Annotated in this window: 19 protein-coding genes and 2 pseudogenes; 11 read left to right on the forward strand and 10 right to left on the reverse strand. The window is 69.1% G+C overall.

What is annotated here, in order from left to right; translation table 11 throughout:
- Positions 1 to 39: 39 nt before the first annotated feature.
- Complete coding sequence (locus ACFWBT_RS05400; RefSeq protein WP_385696192.1) at positions 40 to 471, reverse strand: hypothetical protein; 432 nt, start codon at positions 469 to 471, stop codon at positions 40 to 42.
- Between the two features lie 218 nt (positions 472 to 689).
- Positions 690 to 1,694, reverse strand: a complete 1,005-nt coding sequence (locus ACFWBT_RS05405; protein ID WP_385696194.1) for an ArsR/SmtB family transcription factor — start codon at positions 1,692 to 1,694, stop codon at positions 690 to 692.
- A gap of 504 nt (positions 1,695 to 2,198) precedes the next feature.
- Here ACFWBT_RS05405 and ACFWBT_RS05410 point away from each other — a divergent pair.
- The 4 genes and pseudogenes from ACFWBT_RS05410 to ACFWBT_RS05425 form a co-directional block, all read left to right on the forward strand.
- Positions 2,199 to 2,978, forward strand: a pseudogene (locus ACFWBT_RS05410) (serine/threonine-protein kinase); the annotation flags it as partial.
- A gap of 366 nt (positions 2,979 to 3,344) precedes the next feature.
- A complete protein-coding gene (locus tag ACFWBT_RS05415; protein WP_385696325.1) occupies positions 3,345 to 4,583 on the forward strand; it encodes a branched-chain amino acid ABC transporter substrate-binding protein in 1,239 nt (412 codons plus the stop codon).
- A 37-nt stretch (positions 4,584 to 4,620) separates the two neighbouring features.
- Positions 4,621 to 5,046 (forward strand): hypothetical protein, encoded by a 426-nt coding sequence (locus ACFWBT_RS05420; RefSeq protein ID WP_385696197.1) that lies wholly within the window; start codon positions 4,621 to 4,623, stop codon positions 5,044 to 5,046.
- Positions 5,047 to 5,224: 178 nt separating this feature from the next.
- Complete coding sequence (locus ACFWBT_RS05425; protein WP_385696200.1) at positions 5,225 to 5,923, forward strand: 2-phosphosulfolactate phosphatase; 699 nt, start codon at positions 5,225 to 5,227, stop codon at positions 5,921 to 5,923.
- Between the two features lie 177 nt (positions 5,924 to 6,100).
- Here the strand turns inward: ACFWBT_RS05425 and ACFWBT_RS05430 are convergent, their stop codons facing one another.
- Positions 6,101 to 6,262 (reverse strand): hypothetical protein, encoded by a 162-nt coding sequence (locus ACFWBT_RS05430; RefSeq protein WP_385696338.1) that lies wholly within the window; start codon positions 6,260 to 6,262, stop codon positions 6,101 to 6,103.
- 34 nt (positions 6,263 to 6,296) lie between these two features.
- Positions 6,297 to 6,542 (reverse strand): annotated as a pseudogene (locus tag ACFWBT_RS05435) (hypothetical protein); the annotation flags it as partial.
- Between ACFWBT_RS05435 and ACFWBT_RS05440 the strand changes: the two are divergent.
- Positions 6,517 to 6,678 carry a hypothetical protein gene (locus ACFWBT_RS05440; protein WP_385696203.1) on the forward strand — a complete coding sequence of 54 codons (162 nt, stop codon included), beginning with the start codon at positions 6,517 to 6,519 and terminating at the stop codon, positions 6,676 to 6,678. The pseudogene ACFWBT_RS05435 and the gene ACFWBT_RS05440 sit on opposite strands and share 26 nt — an antisense overlap.
- Before the next feature lie 5 nt (positions 6,679 to 6,683).
- Positions 6,684 to 7,061, forward strand: a complete 378-nt coding sequence (locus ACFWBT_RS05445; protein WP_385696205.1) for a toxin Doc — start codon at positions 6,684 to 6,686, stop codon at positions 7,059 to 7,061.
- 188 nt (positions 7,062 to 7,249) lie between these two features.
- Here ACFWBT_RS05445 and ACFWBT_RS05450 read toward each other — a convergent pair whose 3' ends face one another.
- Positions 7,250 to 8,137, reverse strand: coding sequence for an SMI1/KNR4 family protein (locus ACFWBT_RS05450; RefSeq protein WP_385696208.1), 888 nt, complete (start codon positions 8,135 to 8,137; stop codon positions 7,250 to 7,252).
- Between the two features lie 409 nt (positions 8,138 to 8,546).
- Between ACFWBT_RS05450 and ACFWBT_RS05455 the strand changes: the two genes are divergently transcribed.
- The 3 genes from ACFWBT_RS05455 (at position 8,547) to ACFWBT_RS05465 (ending at position 10,249) form a co-directional block, all read left to right on the forward strand.
- A complete protein-coding gene (locus tag ACFWBT_RS05455; protein ID WP_385696210.1) occupies positions 8,547 to 8,996 on the forward strand; it encodes an SRPBCC domain-containing protein in 450 nt (149 codons plus the stop codon).
- Entirely contained in the window at positions 8,993 to 9,337 is a 345-nt protein-coding gene (locus ACFWBT_RS05460; RefSeq protein ID WP_385696212.1) for an ArsR/SmtB family transcription factor, read from the forward strand. The genes ACFWBT_RS05455 and ACFWBT_RS05460 overlap by 4 nt, the downstream gene beginning before the upstream one ends.
- 99 nt (positions 9,338 to 9,436) lie before the next feature.
- Positions 9,437 to 10,249 (forward strand): SDR family NAD(P)-dependent oxidoreductase, encoded by an 813-nt coding sequence (locus ACFWBT_RS05465; protein WP_385696215.1) that lies wholly within the window; start codon positions 9,437 to 9,439, stop codon positions 10,247 to 10,249.
- 78 nt (positions 10,250 to 10,327) lie between these two features.
- On the opposite strand, the gene ACFWBT_RS05470 is transcribed toward ACFWBT_RS05465, so the two are convergent.
- The 3 genes from ACFWBT_RS05470 to ACFWBT_RS05480 form a co-directional block, all read right to left on the reverse strand.
- Entirely contained in the window at positions 10,328 to 10,522 is a 195-nt protein-coding gene (locus ACFWBT_RS05470; protein WP_385696218.1) for a hypothetical protein, read from the reverse strand.
- A gap of 38 nt (positions 10,523 to 10,560) precedes the next feature.
- On the reverse strand, positions 10,561 to 11,541 hold the full coding sequence (locus tag ACFWBT_RS05475) for a threonine/serine dehydratase (RefSeq protein WP_385696220.1): 981 nt from the start codon (positions 11,539 to 11,541) through the stop codon (positions 10,561 to 10,563).
- A gap of 174 nt (positions 11,542 to 11,715) precedes the next feature.
- Complete coding sequence (locus ACFWBT_RS05480) at positions 11,716 to 12,294, reverse strand: dihydrofolate reductase family protein (protein ID WP_385696223.1); 579 nt, start codon at positions 12,292 to 12,294, stop codon at positions 11,716 to 11,718.
- A 461-nt stretch (positions 12,295 to 12,755) separates the two neighbouring features.
- On the opposite strand from ACFWBT_RS05480, the gene ACFWBT_RS05485 reads away from it, so the two are divergent.
- Both ACFWBT_RS05485 and ACFWBT_RS05490 read left to right on the forward strand, forming a co-directional pair.
- Entirely contained in the window at positions 12,756 to 13,316 is a 561-nt protein-coding gene (locus ACFWBT_RS05485) for a hypothetical protein (RefSeq protein WP_385696225.1), read from the forward strand.
- 1,004 nt (positions 13,317 to 14,320) lie between these two features.
- Entirely contained in the window at positions 14,321 to 14,764 is a 444-nt protein-coding gene (locus tag ACFWBT_RS05490; RefSeq protein ID WP_385696228.1) for a DUF742 domain-containing protein, read from the forward strand.
- Between the two features lie 177 nt (positions 14,765 to 14,941).
- On the opposite strand, the gene ACFWBT_RS05495 is transcribed toward ACFWBT_RS05490, so the two are convergent.
- Both ACFWBT_RS05495 and ACFWBT_RS05500 read right to left on the reverse strand, forming a co-directional pair.
- On the reverse strand, positions 14,942 to 15,121 hold the full coding sequence (locus tag ACFWBT_RS05495; RefSeq protein WP_385696231.1) for a DUF6480 family protein: 180 nt from the start codon (positions 15,119 to 15,121) through the stop codon (positions 14,942 to 14,944).
- Between the two features lie 89 nt (positions 15,122 to 15,210).
- Positions 15,211 to 16,545: a flavin-containing monooxygenase gene (locus ACFWBT_RS05500; RefSeq protein WP_385696234.1), complete on the reverse strand. Its 1,335-nt coding sequence runs from the start codon at positions 16,543 to 16,545 to the stop codon at positions 15,211 to 15,213.
- Positions 16,546 to 16,739 lie beyond the last annotated feature (194 nt).

Here is a 16,739-nt window from a genome sequence, read left to right on the forward strand (position 1 = left end):
GCTGTACACCGGCGGCACCCCGGGAACTCGGGGTGGTGGTCAGTGGGTGATCGTGACGGTGTCGCCACCGCCGTACCAGCTGGCTACGGTGAACGGTGTGTTGTCGCCGACGTCGGTGCACAGCCAGAAGTCGTCATCGTTGATGCTGTGGGAGCCGTCCTCGGCGTAGACGTACCCCGCGGAGCAGGTGAACCAGGTGCCGTTGGAGCGGCGCAGGCGGCCCGCGTAGAAGTCGTAGATCGCGGACGTGCTGTTGTAGGAGTACGTCAGGTTCAGGTCGCCGCAGGTGCTGCTGGCGGACTTGTTGCGGACCGTGCCGACCGAGTCGCGTGCGCCGGTGGTCACTGACGAGGCGACGCAGGCCTGCGGGGCGGCGGACGCGACCGGGGCGAGGGCCACGCCGGTGGCGGCGGTGACGAGCGCGAGCGCTCCGGCGGCGAAGGTCCGGTTGATGCCTGGCCTGTTCAGCATGTCTGTCTCCCGTGTTTCGGTCGTGGTCGGGCTGTCGACGTTCGCGGGCCCGTTGGTGCCGCGGGAACAGTCGCATCGCGGGTCCCGCCCGCACCACGACCTTCGAACACGGTCGAAAGTGCTGTGCCAGACGGTGGAATGCCCTATTCCTGCGGGACTGCGGTGACGGCTGGGGTGACTGAGGCAGTGGATACGGTCTCGGACCGTCGGGGAAGTGCCTACCGTTGACCGGACTTCGCCGCGAAGGGCTCCGGTGCGGGCCTGCGGAGCATCGTCGCCCCGAGGGGCGTGAGGATGTGCAGGACGGTGTTCTGCACGCGTCGGCTCGTGATCAGTCCGGCGTCCCGCAGGACCGTCGTGTGGTGTGTGGCCGTGGCGGGAGAGACGCCCAGGGTGCGGGCGAGCTCCGAGGTCGTTGCACCGAGGGCGAGCGTGCGCAGCGCGGTGGCCCGGGTTCTGCCCAGCAGTGCGCCCAGGGCGACGTCGGGGTGGGCGGGTTCGGGGAGTCGGGCGCCGTGCAGGGGGTAGACCAGTACCGGCTGCAAGGTGTCGTCGGCCAGGGACATAGGTAATTGCCAGCAGAAATAGGAGGGCACCAGGCGCAGGCCGCGTCCTTCGAGGCGCAGATCGCGGTCCTCGACGTAGTCGACGTGCAGCACCGGCGGGCGCCAGCGCATATAGGGCGAGAGGCCGGAGAGCAGTCCTCCGACGCCGCTGTCGAGCGTCGCGCGGGCGAGCAGACCGCGCTCGCCGGCGAGCGACTCGCACATGTGGTCGTAGTGGGGTGCGACGACGGCGTCGTGGTAGGCCCGCAGGACCCGGACCAGTTCGTTCCGGCTGTCGCGTTCCGCCAGTCTGGGCACCCAGTCGGGGGCGCCGCTGATCCGGGCCAGCAGGTCCATCTCGTGAGTGACGCGGGCGGGCGGGGTGTCGAGGATCGCCGTGAGCCCGCGCTCCAGTCCGTCCGCGGACTCGGGCGGGGTCAGGAAGTCGGGCAGGTAGGCGGCTCTGGGCAGCACCGGGGTGAGCAGCCGACGCACGGCGGCGCCGAGCCGGGTGCCGGCGAGCGTGGCGCGGGTGCTGCGGTGCCAGTCGGCGTAGGCCCAACGGCCCTGCGAGGTCTGGAGCCGCTGGAGGCTGAAGGTGATCTCCCACAGCGGGTCGGGTGTGCTCGCCACCTGGATGCGGGTCAGGTCTTCGGACGTGAAGTGGATACGCAGCAAGAACGGTCTCCCGATTCGGTAGTCGTCCTGCTCGAGCTGCCGGTCGGTGCTCCGCTTCCCCGGGCAGCATGCGCAGGAGCAGCCCGGTGCCTGCGCCGTCACGGGGACTGCGCGAGTACCGGCTGCTTCTTCCCTCTGTCACTGCAGACACGTAACGGTCGCCCAGGCGGAGGCCGGAAGCCGAGGACTGAGCGCGGCCCGCCCAGGGGACACGAACTTCGAGGAACTCGATCTCTCGATCGGGCTCCTCGGCTTCCCCCTCCGTATCAGAACCTCATAGTCCCCCGGGTCCCCTCCGAGAGGTTCTGATGCCAAGTAGGACCCGCTGGGCGGGGGAACGGTTGCGCGACAGCCGGAGATCCTTTCCACGGTGTCGACGTGCTCGGCGATTCCATTCGGCCACTTCCGAGCCCCGCCCCGGGCTCGGCCCGCCACCGTTCCCAGGGATGTGATCAAGCCACCGTTCCCTCACCTGAACGGCGCACCAGGACCTAGAGTGTGCGCGTGACCGAGCAGAACTCCGAACTCATCGCCGACCGCTACCAGCTGGTCGAACGCATTGGCCAGGGCGGTATGGGCCGGGTCTGGCGTGGCCTGGACCAGCAGCTCTTCGGACGCGAGGTCGCGATCAAGGAGATCCTCTTCCCGCCGGGGCTGGACGAGGGCGACCGCGCCACGCTGCTCAGGCGCTTCACCGGCGAGGCCCGCGCGGCGGTCACTCTCAGCCACCCCGGGATCATCACGATCCACGATGTCGTGGAACACCACGGCGCCCCCGTGATCGTCATGGAGTTCATCCGCGGGCAGTCCCTGGCCGCCGCCATCCGCCGGGAGGGCCGACTGCCCGTGCGGCGGGTGGCCGAGATCGGCGCCGCCATGCTCGACGCGCTGGCCGAGGCGCACGAGGCGCGGATCGTCCATCGCGACATCAAACCGGACAACGTGCTCCTGACCAAGGACCGGGTTGTCCTCACCGACTTCGGCATCGCGCACCTCGCGGACGCCACGACCAAGCTGAGCCACAGCGGGATCGTCATCGGCACGCCGCAGTACATGCCCCCGGAGCAGCTGGAGGGCAAGCGCCCGACCCCCGCCAACGACCTGTGGGCACTCGGCGCCACCCTTTACCACGCCGTCGAGGGGCAGCCGCCGTTCGAGGCGGAAGGGCTCCACGCCCTGGCCGTGGCCGTCTTCACGCGCCCGTACCGGCCGCCGGTCCATGCCGGACCGCTCGCGCCCGTACTGGAGGCACTGCTCACCAAGGACCCGGAGCAGCGGGTGGGCGCCACCGAGGCCGCGGGGATGCTGGCGTCGGTGCTGCGCTCCTTGCCGGCCCAGGAGGACGCGGCCGCCACGCCGGAGCCGGGGCCGGAGCGTGATCCCGCACCCGAACCGGCATCGGACGCCTCAACGCGGCAGGCACCACCCCCTGCGCCGCCCAAGCCCCGTACGCCCCCTGCACCGCACAAGCCCACTGTCCTGGACTCCGGGGCGGTCCCGGTCGACCCCCGGCACCCCGCCCCGGACCGGCCGACCGGCCCGCCGCCGGAGCCCGCACCCGTGCCCCCGACCGAGGACTTGGTCTCGCTGGGGACGACGGCCAAGGTGGAGAAGGACGAGCAGGGGTCGCGCGCCCTCACCCGGCGTTCCGTGGTCCTGGGCACGGCGCTGGCCACGCTCGCGGCCGGTTCCGTCCTGACCTGGACCCTCTACGGAGAGAATGAGAAGCCCCGCGGCGGCGGAGCGGCCGGCAGCGGCGCCACGGCCTCTGCCGTCACGGTGGTGATCGGGGTGGACGCACCGCTCAGCGGCGGTCTGTCCGCGATGGGCCTCGGCATCCGGAACTCGGCCGACCTGGCGGTCAGGACCGCGAACGAGAAGGGGTACGTCCCCGGCGTGAAGTTCGAGATCAAGGCCCTGGACGACGCGGCCGACCCCGCCAAGGGGGCGCTGAACGCCGTCCGCTTCGTGTCCGACGCGAAGGTACTGGGCGTCGTCGGACCGCTGAACTCCGGCACGGCCCGGACCCTGGTGGCCCCCCTGGCCCAGGCGGACCTGGTCAACGTCTCACCGGGCAACACCGACCCCGCGCTGACGCTGGGCCCGAGCTGGGCCGCGGGCACCAAAGCCCGTCCGTACGACACGTACTTCCGCACCGTGACCACGGACGTGGACCAGGGGCCGTTCGCCGCCCGGTACCTCCACGCCGAGGCCGAGAAGCGCAAGGTGTACGTCATCGACGACAAGAGTGTCTACGGAACCGGCCTCACCTCCGGGTTCCGGGCCGCGTTCGAGAAGCTCGGCGGGACCGTGGTCGGCACGGAGCAGGTCGACCCCGGGCAGCGCGAGTTCCCCGGCCTCGCCGCGAAGGTCCGGGCCTCGGGCGCCGACTCCGTCTACTTCGGCGGTTACTACGACAGCGCTGGACCGCTCTCCAAGCAGCTCAAGCAGGCCGGGGTCGGCATCCCCCTGATGGGCGGCGACGGCATCTTCGACCAGCAGTTCCTCACGTCCGGCCCGAAGGCCGACGGCGACCTCGCCGTCAACATCGGCGTGCCCGCCGAACGCGCGGCGGGCGGGACGGACTTCCTCGCCGGGTACCGCAAGGCGGGGTACAGGGAGGCGGCAGGCTGGTACGGACCGTACGCCTACGACGCGGCCTGGAGTCTGATCGAGGCCGTGAAGTCCCTCGTGACGGCCAACGGCGGCACCCTGCCGCGGGATGCCCGTGCGAAGATGCCACCGGCCGTGGCCCGGCTCTCCTTCGACGGGGTCACGGGTCACGTCGCTTTCGACGGGTACGGCGACACCCGCAACCGGCGCCTGACGGTGTACTCGGTGGCCGACGGCCGATGGACCCCCGTGACCAGTGGCCCCGTCACTCCTTGACCAGCGGCCGGCCGGCCCCACGAAATGGCTGAGGAGCATGGGAGCCTATCGCTACAAGATGCAGAAGGGCGGCTTCGGGCTGTTTCTCGGGATAGCGGCCGAGGCCATGCACCTGACGGACGTGCCCGCCATGGGCGTTCCCGTCAGTGACCGGGTCTGGTTGGACGCTTCGGAAGTCACCAACGCCTTCCACGGGAATGAGCTGGTCCTCAACGAGCGCGAAGTCGCCTGGTTGCGGGCCGGCTTGGGCAAAGTGGCCGGCGACATCGAACGCGTCGAGACCAGCCCTCACATCCTGATTTCAGTTCGGGCCTTGGAGATCTTCGAGGTCAACTACGCGGAGGAGGCCCTCGCTCCGGCGATCGCCGGATGGGCGGCAGAGAACTTCACTCTCCCACCCCGGATCTGCACCGTCAGCCGCGACAGCGCCACGGGCCGGTTCTCGCTCGACTGGAACGAATGACCTGCGCACTTCGCCTCACCGGTCAGGTCGGGCCACCAGTTCACGCCGCCCCTCCCCGGCGTCCACCGAAGGACATCCCCCGCCACCGTCGCCGCCTTCGCACCGGCGGTGACCGTCACCCCGGCAGCAGCCGGATCGATCGTGCCGTTCGGATGATCCAGGGCGTCAGAATGGAGCGATGGAGCATCACTTCGTAGGCATCCCAGAGTTGACCGGTGTTCCCCGTGTCGCTGTCGTCATCGACGTCATGCGCGCCTTCACCGTGGCTGCCTGGGCCTTCTCGCGTGGCGTCGAGCGGATCGTCCTGGCCTCGACGGAGAGCGAGGCGCTTGCCTTGAAACAGAGGCGCCCGGGTTGGCTGGCTCTGAAGGACGGAGCTCCGGCGGCGGGCTTCGACGCGGTGAACTCACCAGGCCTGCTCAGGTCACGCGATTTCGCCGGCCGCACGCTGGTGCAGAAGACGACGGCAGGGACCGTGGGCGCGCTGGCCGTCGCGAACGCACCGCTGGTCCTGTGCGCGAGCTTCGTGGTGGCCGGCCCGACCGCGGGGTTCCTGCGGACCAGGGACTCCGGTCCGGTGACGTTCGTCGTCACCGGCGAGGGAGGCCAGGCCGACGAGGACCTGGCCTGCGCTGAGTACATTGGCCGACGCATGGCCGGAGGCGATGTCGAGGCGGCCCCCTATCTCCACCGCGCGAGAACCTCTCGTGCCGCGGCCGATCTTGCCGCTGGACTGCGGAGCGGATACCACCCGGACGATGTCGAACTCTGCCTGGAGATCGACAGGTTCCCCTTTGCGATGATGGCCCGCCAGGAGGACTCTCTCACCGTGCTCCGTCCCGTTGCGGTGCCTGACATCCCGCCCAATATCCGCTGACCCGCTGGAACTTCGCCCCTTCGGGCGGAAGAACTCACTCGGTCAGGGCGGGGGCGTACGTCAGAGGGTGCGCACACGCGAACCGTCACCTCCTGCGGCCCCGGCGTGCGTGCCTTCAGCCGGAAGACACGCACGGGTACCGGCCGGGGCGGCGCGTTCGGGGCCGCAGGGGTGACTTCACTCGCCGAACAGAGCGGGGATCTCCGCGAGGGCCGAGTCGTTCTCGTCGAGCGGCCGCCGGGCGGTGAGTTCGGCCGCAGCGTCCACCGGTGGGCCTGCTGCGGTGAGGACGGCCTGCGCCTGTTCGGCGGGAAGCGAGTTGAAATACCCGCAGGGCAAGTGCGTGCCGTGCCGCCGTGTCGACCGAACCGAGGACGCGCAGGCGCGAGATTCCTCCGTCGGGGAACATGTCGAGCCGCACGTGGGTGACTTCCTCGGTGCCGGTGACGTCGAAGTAGTGCCTGGTGTCGGGCTGGAGCCTGGTGTCGGGCAGCAGGGGGAACCAGGCGGACGAGTCAGGCTCCGGCGTCGTCTCGGCGTTGGCCCCGTACAAGGCGCAATTGCCCTGCGGTGGGGGACAGGAGGTCGCATTCGTGAGGGTCTCCACCGCGGACGCCATCGCCCAGCACCGGGCACTCAAGGAGGGCGCGGCAGTCTTCCAGCGCGTCTTCAACGATCCTGCGCTGGCCGAGGCCATCGCCGCCGCGGGCATCGCCGACGGCCCCGTCAACCGCGCGACGGGTAGGGCTGCCTGAACCCCATGGCACCCGTGGTGCACATTGACGTGCGCTGGCTCCTGCAGCAGCACGAAACAGCCCTCCCTGACCAGCCCCATATCTCAGACTTCTCCGCGCTCGTCGCGGCGGTGGCGCGGCACCGTGTGGACCCGCCCCGCCTCGGCGTCGACCCCGATGCGTCCTGGCGCGCGGCGGCGCTGCTGCACACGCTGCTCCAGCTGCGGCCGCTTCCCTCGCTCAACGTCCGCTTCGCGTGCACCGTCACCATCGCCTACATGCACGCCAGTGGCGAAGGACTCGACGCGCCCTACGGGGAGCTCGTCGAGCTCTGCAGAGAACTGATCGCCGGCAAGAATGATGTGTTCGGCGCCGCCGACATGATCCGGGCCTGGCGTATCTGACGGGCCCGGCGCCGTGCCTCTGCCGGCCGTGGTGAGGTTCTGCGGCCGGCGGGCTCGGGCGATCCGAACCTTGCGTGGCACGGGAACTGCCACATCGGCGCACTCGGCGCACTCGGCGTCCGTGGGGCCCGTGCGCCGTTACGGTGGCCGCGCGACGGACGCGGCATCCTCCGGTGGGGACTCTCCCGCTACTCCTCGTCCTCGTCCGTCGCCGCGTCCCAGGACGACAGGGACGTTCCGGACGCGGTCGTCGTCCGAAGCACCTCGCATCCCATGAGCCGAACAGCGGCGAAGAGACGCCGGCGAACCTGTCCGCCGTCCTCTGGTGGGAAGCTGATCCGGATCTGGTGAGGCCGGGGCGCGTCGTAGGTCAGCAGCCAGTCGGCATCGACGACTGCGAAGTGGTCCTGTCTCGCCTCGTCGTGCTCGGAGCGCCACGAGCCCCGTTCCGCGGTGGGAGCCAGCGTCTCGCGCAGGATCCGCAGCCGATCGGGGTAGGGCAAGAGGCCTTCAGAGAGCAACAGGCACCGGTGAGTGCGGGTACGGAAGGCGTTGAACCACGGCGCCACATCCGGCTCCATGCTTCCGAGCAGGCCGGAGCGTACGTGCCCGCCCGCCCAGCCTTCGAGAAACTCGGCCGCGCTCATGCGATGGGTCTCGTACCAGCCCTCGCTGCTCCACACCACGACAGGCCACTGCTCGGGAGCCCCGTCGGTGAGCCAGCACAGCCGGTCGGCGTCCGTGGTGGTGCCCCAGATCAGCAGCCCGCCCGGAGCCGGGTGCAGTGGATGCGGACAGCGCTCACGGTCCCGCGCCGGAGATCCCGCGGGGCGGGGGCTCTGCCACTCGATGCCGTTGTGCCTGTTGGTTCCGAACGGCGTCCGGAGGTAGAGGAAGTCGCAGAACTCGCCCCAGCCGTAGGCTTCGACGAGTCGCTTGTAGTCCTCCGGCAGCCGGGTACCGATCACGGTCTCGACGGTGATCCAATCCCCGCGGGCGTCCACGGGCGCGGCCGGCGGCGCCACGAGCCGGACCAGCCGGGCGCAGTTGGCCGCGCTGGCCTTCGAATCAGCCATAGAGGCAGCATAGGCATCACCCGGCGATGAGATCGACGACATCTCAGTCTGTAGTGGAGCGCTCTCCCGGGCCGGCGAACACGCCATTGTCGCGCTCGCCTGGGCACCACAATCCCGAAGGCGGACGGTGCACCGACGGTTCACGGACTGGCCGTTCTCCCGGATCCGCTCGCGGCAGTCCACGTTGGTGCTGGAGTGCGTCCAGGCGTGCTCTGTCCTGTACGGCTCATCGTCGCGAGGTGCCTCTGTGCCTCTGTGCCTCTGTGCCTCTGTGTGTCGAAGTTCGCCGTCGCCCGGTCAAGCGCTCTTCCGCGTCGATCTCACGGCCATTGCGCAACACAAGGTTGCGTATCACTGGCGCGGAGACTAGAGTCATACGCAACCGATGGTTGCTTATTGGAGGTCAGTGGTGGAGTTCGGAAAGCTGGAACGCGAGATCCACATCGACGCCGCACCGGAGATCGTGTTCGATGTCGTGAGTCGTCCCGAGCACATCAAGGTGTGGTGGTCCGACGACGCGTCGTTCGATCCCGCGCCGGGCGCGGTCGGCGAACTGGTCTGGGGCGACCGCGCCGCGGTGGAACGGATCGTGGTCGTCGACGTGGATCCGCCCCGCAAGTTCGCCTTCCGCTGGGTCGCCGCGGATGGTCAGCTGCCCGATGCCGAGAACTCTCTCCTGGTCAGCATCGAGCTCGTGCCGTCCGGTGGCGGCACGATTCTGCGCCTGACCGAGAGCGGCTGGCGAGAAAAGGGCTGGGAGGCCGCCGTGCTCGAGGAAGCCTTCCACGACCACGAGCGTGGCTGGGACCTGTTCCTGCCCAAACTGCAGAGCTACGCCCCGTCCGTGGTGGCGCGATGACCGCCGCAGTCGACGACGAACTCTGGTCGGCGATAGGCGACCCGAGCAGGCGCCGCCTGCTCGACCTGCTGCTCGCGGAAGGAGTCGGTACACCGACCAGCCTGAGCGATCGTCTCCCGATCTCGCGCCAAGCGGTCACCAAGCACCTGGGCGTCCTCGACCGCGCCGGCCTCGTACACGCGACACCGATGGGCCGCGAGCGGCGCTACGAAGTCGACGAGGCGCAACTCGCCCGTGCGGTCCGGCAACTGAACGAAGTCGGCAGGACCTGGGACGCACGACTGAACCGCATCAAGCGCATCGCAGAACAGATCCAGCGTCAGAAACACGACCGAGACTGACTGCCGGGCCGCCGGAAGAGATCTCTGGCGCGCCTCTCGACCAAGGTCGGCGCCCTGGCGACGTCGCACGCAATGAACCCGTCACCTTTGGAGGACGCAATGAGTGGATTGCTGCTTGGCGACAAGAACGCTGTCATCTATGGAGGCGGGGGCGCCATCGGCGGTGCCATCGCACGGGTATTCGCCCGGGAAGGCGCGAGGGTCTTCATCGCCGGGCGGACACAGGCGAAGCTCGACGCCGTGGCGCACGACATCGCCGCCACGGGCGGAAAAGTCGAGACCGCACAAGTTGACGTCCTCGATCAACAGGCCGTCGAGAAGCACGCCGACGCCGTCGCGGCGACGGCCGGCAGCATCGACATCGCCCTCAACGCGGTGAGCGTCATGCACGACCAGGGGACTCTGCTGGCGGACCTCTCACTCGAGGAGTTCATGCGGCCCATTGACGGCTTTCTGCAGACGCTGTTCATCACAAGCAAGGCTGTGGCGCGCCACATGGGCCGCGAGCGTCCTGGCGTGATCCTGACGTTGTCCGAGCCGGGTTCCAAACTGGCTGTAGGCGGCATCTTGGGACACAGCGTGAGCGCGGCCGGCAAGGAGGCCTTCTCGCGGGTTCTGGCCGCGGAGCTGGCACCCGACAACATCCGGGTGGTCTGCATCCGTCCACACGCTGTCGTCGATGCGCCGGCAGCGGGTTCCTACACCAAGGACCTTTTCGAGCACATGGCGGCAGCGGGCGGGCAGTCGGTCCAGGAAATGCTCGAAGGTGGAGGGATGGTGCAAGGGACGCTTCTGAAGAGGCTGCCTACGCTCTCTGAGATCGCGGAGACGGCCGCGTTCCTGGCTTCGGATCGAGCGGGAGCCATGACCGGCACCGTCGCCAATCTGTCCGCCGGCGCACTGGTCGACTGATCGAGGACAGCGATGCAATCGGTGTGGCCCGGGTCTCCGTCGGGCCGCCGCTGTACCACAGCGCACTCGACCACCTGCTCACGGATCTCCAGCCCCTGTTCGAGACACGAGAATGACGGACCGACCCGACAGCCGCGGGTCGGGGTGGGCCACGACCTCTTTCACCTGCTGCCCGGCTCGCGCGAGCCGGGCAAGCTGGCGCGCGATCCGCTCGGACACGTCGATCGGCTCGCGGTGCCCCGCGCTCGACATGACCGCATCCGTGCGGATCACCTGGACGTCCCCGAAGCCCCGACTCGCCCTCCGCGCATTCAAGATCTGTGGATGGGAGCCCCGCCTATCCAGCGACGGTAGGCGTCCACGTCGACATTGCTTCCGCAGACGATGGTGACTACGTGTCGGCCGGCGAAGCGGTCACGGTCTTCGAGGATCGCCGCGACGCCAAGTGCGGCCGACGGTTCGACTACGAGGCCCGCGTGGTCGAACAGGAACCTCATACCGGCGATGATCGACGCCTCCTTGACCAGGACGACATCGTCAGCGACCAGGAGGAGGTCGTCCAGGACGGCCGGGATGGGGCGCCTGCCGGCGACGCCGTCAGCGATGGTGTCGGTCGAGTCGGTGGTGACGACACGCCGTTGGCGCCACGAGTGTGTCATCGCCGGTGCGCCCAGCGGCTGGACGCAGATCACCTCGACTTCGGGTGCCCAGGCCTTCACCACATGCCCCACGCCGGTGGCCAGCGCCCCGCCGCCGAGGGCAATCAGGACGGCGTCGAACGACGGCACGCTGTCCATCAATTCCAGCCCGATGGTCGCCGCGCCCTCGCAGGTCTCGATGTCCAGGCTGTCTTCGAGCAGCCGGATGCCGTCGCGCTGCGACACAGCTGCCGCCCGCGCGCGAGCCATGTCGAAGTCGCCGTCCACCAACTCGAGGGCGGCACCCAATGCGCGGATGCGATCAAGCTTGGCCGCAGGCGCAAAGCGGGATGCCACGACGGCGACGTCGAGCCCCCGGCGGCGACCGGACCAAGCGAGGGCTTGGCCAAGGTTGCCCGCGCTGGCGCACACCACGGCGCGTGGGCCATGGTCGGCGAGCAGGCTCGCGACGACCTCGGTACCACGGGCCTTGAAGCTGCGGACCGGGTTCGCCGTTTCGAGCTTGATGCTCACCGTGCACCCGAGGTCGGGCTCCAGTGCCTCGCAGCGGTACAGCGGAGTGTCGAGGAAAATGGGGTCGATTACCCGGCGGGCCGCCCGGATCCGAGCAGTGTCGAGGCGCGTCTCCTGCACACCACGGCAGCCTAGGGTCTCCGGTGCAGCTCCACCCAGTAATTCTCGATTGCTGCGGGTCGGTTGCGATTGATGAGGCTGCGTGCGCCTCGGGCTGTTCGGCGAGGTGACCGCGCCGAAGCGGGCGCCGGAGCGGACGACGAGGACGCCTTGCGGACATCGACGGGGCTTCTCTCAGACATGCAGGACGGGTCGGTAGATGAGCTCTTGGATGTGGCCGTCGAGCGTCCGGTGCTCGATGAGCTCGAGGTCGAAGTCGGCCGCACCCTGGAAGATGGGGTCCAGCCCGGTCTGACCGGTGATCACGGGGAAGAGCGTCACCTGGACGCGGTCGACGAGACCGGCGGCCATCAGTGCCCGGTTCATCGACAGGCTGCCGTGCGAGCGCAGCGCGACGTCGGAGTCCTTCTTGAGCCGAGCGACGACGTCGACGGCGTCGCCGTTCACGACGTTCGCGTCCGGCCAGTCGAGGGGTCCTTCCAGAGTGGTCGACACCACCGTCGTCGGCAGGTTCCTCATTCGCGTGACCCACGGGTCACGAACGTCGGACTCCTCGGTGCTCGAGGCCAGCATCTGCGCGAACGCCCTGTAGGTGTTGGCCCCGAAGACCATCCGCTGCTCCTCGTCGTACAGGGCGAGTCGGTGGTCCAGGAGCTCCGGGCCCTGCTTGCCCCAGTAGCCGGTCCAGTTGCCGCCGGCGGCGCCGAAGCCGTCGAGGCTGGAAAAGACGTCGAAGGTGTAGGTAGCGGACATGATGCTCTCCTCGACTGCGGTTGCTCGCATGTGTGGATCTCGGTGTGTGGATAGGGACTGGAAGTCAGGGCAAAACTCATCGCTCACGGATTCCTGGAGTCCGGCCGCCCGGATGCTGCCCCAAGGGCCTCAGCAAGCATTTCCCAGGCAATCCGCTCCCGCATCGTGAGGATGCACGGCGTCGGGCATGCATGCCTGGCAGCGGTGAGTGCACAACCGCCTCGCGGACATCCGCACTGTGGCCGACCGACCGCCCGACCGACCGCCCGGAATACGACCGGACCCTGCCACCAGGCTCCAATGGCGAACGGCTTACGGGTGGTGCCCTCATATTCCCCGCGGCGACACGTGCCGGGCCTCCGGGCGCTCTCCCTCCGAGGGCATGGGCACCGCTCGCAGGGGGTGCGATGGGGGCTGTTGCTGCGTGGCGGAGGATGGTGCCCATGCGGAGGATGGTGCCCATGCGCGCTGATTCCGACCGCCCCGAGCCCCGTCGCGTCTCGGCAGGCGAGTACCCCATGTGGGACCGGGCTCTCGCCCTCCTCAACCGGGACCTGGCGGTGACCCTTCCCGAGCAGGAACCCCTGCAACTGCTGGCCCTTCCGCCCTGGGATGCGGACGAGCCGGAGAACGTCCACGTCGCTCTGGCCAACGGCGAGTGGCACGGCAATGACCTGTGTCCCGACTCGGCGGACGACCCTGCCTCTGCGCTGGCGGTCGTCGCCGATGCCGCGCAGGAGACCGTCACCGAGCTTCTGTGGCAGGCGTGGCCTCTGTGCGCCGAGCATGGCCTGGGCATGCATCCGCGGGATGTGGACGGGCAGCTGTCCTGGTGGTGCGCGGGAGAGCGGTTGCGTCGCGGGCCGGCCCATATCCGTGCGGCCGTGGGCGCGCTCGACACCCTCGTCTCCGCCCACGTCGCCCCGATCGCAAGAGACGACGGGCGAGTTGCCGCTTCCTGGGCCACAGTCGTCGAACGCGACGGACATGGAGTGGGCCGTGTGGTTTGGGTGTTCTCGTGACGCGACCCCTTGGTCGCACGGCCTTGTCCCATCAGGATCACCGGTTGCCGCGCCGCGCGCCGGGTGCGCAGGAAGGCACCCAGGGACGAATCGACAACGCCGGGGAATGCACATCCCCGCCGCCCGATCCGGAGCGCGGAGCCTTGTCGCTGCTCTACGCCGCGACCCAGGATGTCCCCGGCGACTCCTACGCCGGGCCGGACGGCCTGGCGGCTACCGGGGCTCCCCGGCCGTCCGCCGACAGGCCAAGGCCGGTCTCGACTCGGCCGGGGCCGGACGGCTGTGGGACGCGAGCGCCGACCTTGTCGGGTCGGTCGCCCGATGAGCTGAAAGCCCGGTCGGCGATCTTGCCGACGTGATGCCTCGGAGCCGCCGGACGCGCAGTACGGCGGTCCGGGCGGTGCTCGGCGTAGGAGGCGGCCGCCGTGCCGAACGACGAGCTGTGAAGGAGCCGCTCGTCCTGATCCACGCGACTACGCTATCGATGCGACCGGCTGCCGGATGCCCAGCGATGACCGGGGAGCCGTCGCGAGCCTGTCGGCTCGTCCCACGGACGACGGCTGGGGCAATGGCACCGGGGGGTGGTCTCGTAGCAGGATGGGGCCGACCGCGGTGCTGAGGGCGTCGGGTGTCGACTGTCAGTCAACTCGCCTTGTTTCGATGGGTCGTTGTGCCCGGTATCGTGGGCGCGAGTCAGGGGAGTCTGTCGCTTGTGCGGGCAGGACACGGTGCGTGGTGGCATATGCTGATTTCCGAACTGGGGTACGAAGTGGGCCAAGATCCGTCGTGAGGCCGCAACGGCGGCTAGTGTCCTTCTTTGTGAATCGACTCGTAATCGATTACGACGAGAGTCCCGCTTCTGGGCCGTTTCCTGTGCGACGCAGCGCACCCTGCGCAGGCCCGGACCGTGTGGTTCATGAACGCGCACCTTCTGCCGACACCGGCAGTGGGCCGTTTGCGGTACCCGACGTCCTCGGGTGCGCCAGCCGAATGGAGCAGTAACCGTGACGACGCCCCCCGGTGGTGATCCGTACAGGACATACCGTCCTCCGCCGTCCACGGCTCAGGAACCTCGACTCCCCGCAGCACCAGGCGGCCCCGCCAAGCCCTCCGCACTCGTCCGGCCCTACGCCATGACCGGAGGCCGCACCCGCCCGAGCCACCACCTCGCCATCGAGGCGCTGGTCAGCACCAGAACAGACCTCTGGGAGCCTCGTACCCAGACGCCGGAGGCGTATCGGATCTGCGTTCTCTGCCAAGAGGTCAAGTCGGTCGCGGAGATCTCCGCGCACCTTGCCATCCCGCTGGGAGTCGCCCGAATCCTGGTGGCGGATCTCGCGGAGGCGGGACTCGTGACGGTGCAACAGCCCCACGTTGACGACGCCAATGGGGGCAGGCCCCACGTGACGCTGCTCGAAAAGGTGCTCAGCGGCCTTCGGAGACTCTAGGAAGACCCACGGCAGGCCCTCGCTCGTCGCCGACCTGCGTCCTGGCCCCGGACGCCCGGACATCGGCATGCCGTTGCGCGGCTTGCCCAGCAGGCAGGCGAGGAGAAGGGTGAGTCGCGGCTGCCCCGCGGCACGGCACTCGGGCCGTGCGGGGCCGCTCGGCGACAAGTGCGCCGTTCAGAGTCCGCTGATCCGGGCCACGAAGAAGCCCGCGACAACCACCGAGCCGAGGACGATGAGGGAGAGCCAAAAGTAGGGGTGTTCCCAGATTCCGCCGTCCGGCCGCTCCTGATGCGCTTCGGCGATGCAGCCTTCGGCGGGTGGGGTCTCACCTGGAGGTACGAGGGAATGTGTCATCTCTCCACAGTCCCTCCGAACCTGTGACGGCGCATCTTCGCACCGGGCGAGGTTCGCCGCCCGTCGGCCGGCCGGGATGCGCGCAGACGTCAGAGGGACGCTCTCCTGCGGGCGCGCGCGGCGCCGCGACGGCGCTCCCCGGCCAGTTCCCGCAGGTAGGCCCGCGCGTCCACCTGGATGGTGTGCCGGGTCGAGGCGACGTAGCGCCGCCTCAGGCGGGCACGGTAGGCGTCGACCTCATCGAGCATGACCCGTCGCGCGGGCAGGGCGCACCTGTCCTGGAGCAGGTCGGCGACCCAGTGTGCCTGTGCCTCGGCCAGCGGCATGATCGCGCCGAGCGGCTGGATGAGGCCGATGAAATACAGACCCGGGTGTCCGGGTGCGACGACACGGTGGAAGAGACCCAGGTTGTTGTCGGAGGGGTCGATCAGCTCGGTCGTGAGGAACGGGAAGGAGATGTCGTATCCCGTGCTGTAGATGATCGTGTCGATGTCCTCTGCGCTGCCGTCCTCGAAGAGCACCCGCTTCGCCTCAAGGCGTTGCGGGGCGGGCTTGACCACGATGTCTCCATGTCCGAGCCGTGACAGGAGGTCGTCGGAGATGGTGGGGTGGGCGGCCAGAACGCGGTGGCTCGGCGCGGGCAGTCCGTAGTCCGTCAGTCGGCCTCGGCTCAGGCGCAACAGCAGTCGCAGGCCGCGGTCCTGCAGGGCCAGCGGGGTCTTCGCCAGCCACGAGTTGGTGAGGTGATCGGTCGGTGTGCCGAACAGGTACTTGGGAAGGATGTGCGCGCCGCGGCGGGTCGCGAGGATCGTCCGCTGCGCCACGCGTGAGGTCTCCACCGCGATGTCGCAGGCGGAGTTGCCGATACCGAGCACCATGACGCGCCGGCCGGTGTAGGGCTCGGGTGTCCGGTAGTCGTGCGCATGGGTCTGCGTGCCGGCGAAGTCCGTGGCTCCCGGCAGGGCCGGCTGTGGCCAGCGGGGCTTCCAGTGATGTCCGTTGGCGACAAGGACGGCGTCGTAGGTGGTTTCCGTGTGCCGCTTCGTGTCGCGGTGGCGGTGGGTCACGGTCCACTGGCCGGAGGCGGTCGGTGATACATCGACCACCTCCGTACGGAAGGCGATGGACGGGCGCAGCTCGAAATGGTCCACGAAGGCGTCGAAGTAGCGGGCGATGTGCGCGTGACCGGGATAGTCGGGACTGCTCGGCGGCATCGGGTAGGAGGCGTACTCCATGACCTGGCGCGAGGTGTTGATGTGCAGGGAGCGGTAGGCGGACGACAGGCCGTTGTCGTTCATGTACCTCCAGTTGCCGCCGACCTCGGAGCCCAGTTCGTAGCAGTCGTACGGGATGCCGCGCTCGGCGAGCACCTGGCAGGCGGCGATTCCGGATGAGCCCGCCCCGATCACACACACCTTGCGCATGTCCACGCCCCCTGTGACCACTCGGTCATGTGACCGACTGGTCACAGGCTGGATCTCGCGCCACGCGGTGTCAATGGGGCGGGGCAGGCTTCTCGGCTCCACGGAAAAGCTCAACAGGCTTTCCTGTCCGACGCGTTGACACTTCATGACCGGCGCTCCACGATGACCGGGCGGTCACATGACCGCCCGGTCAC

The sequence above is a fragment of the Streptomyces sp. NPDC060027 genome (assembly GCF_042737005.1).
Taxonomy (GTDB): Bacteria; Actinomycetota; Actinomycetes; order Streptomycetales; family Streptomycetaceae; genus Streptomyces.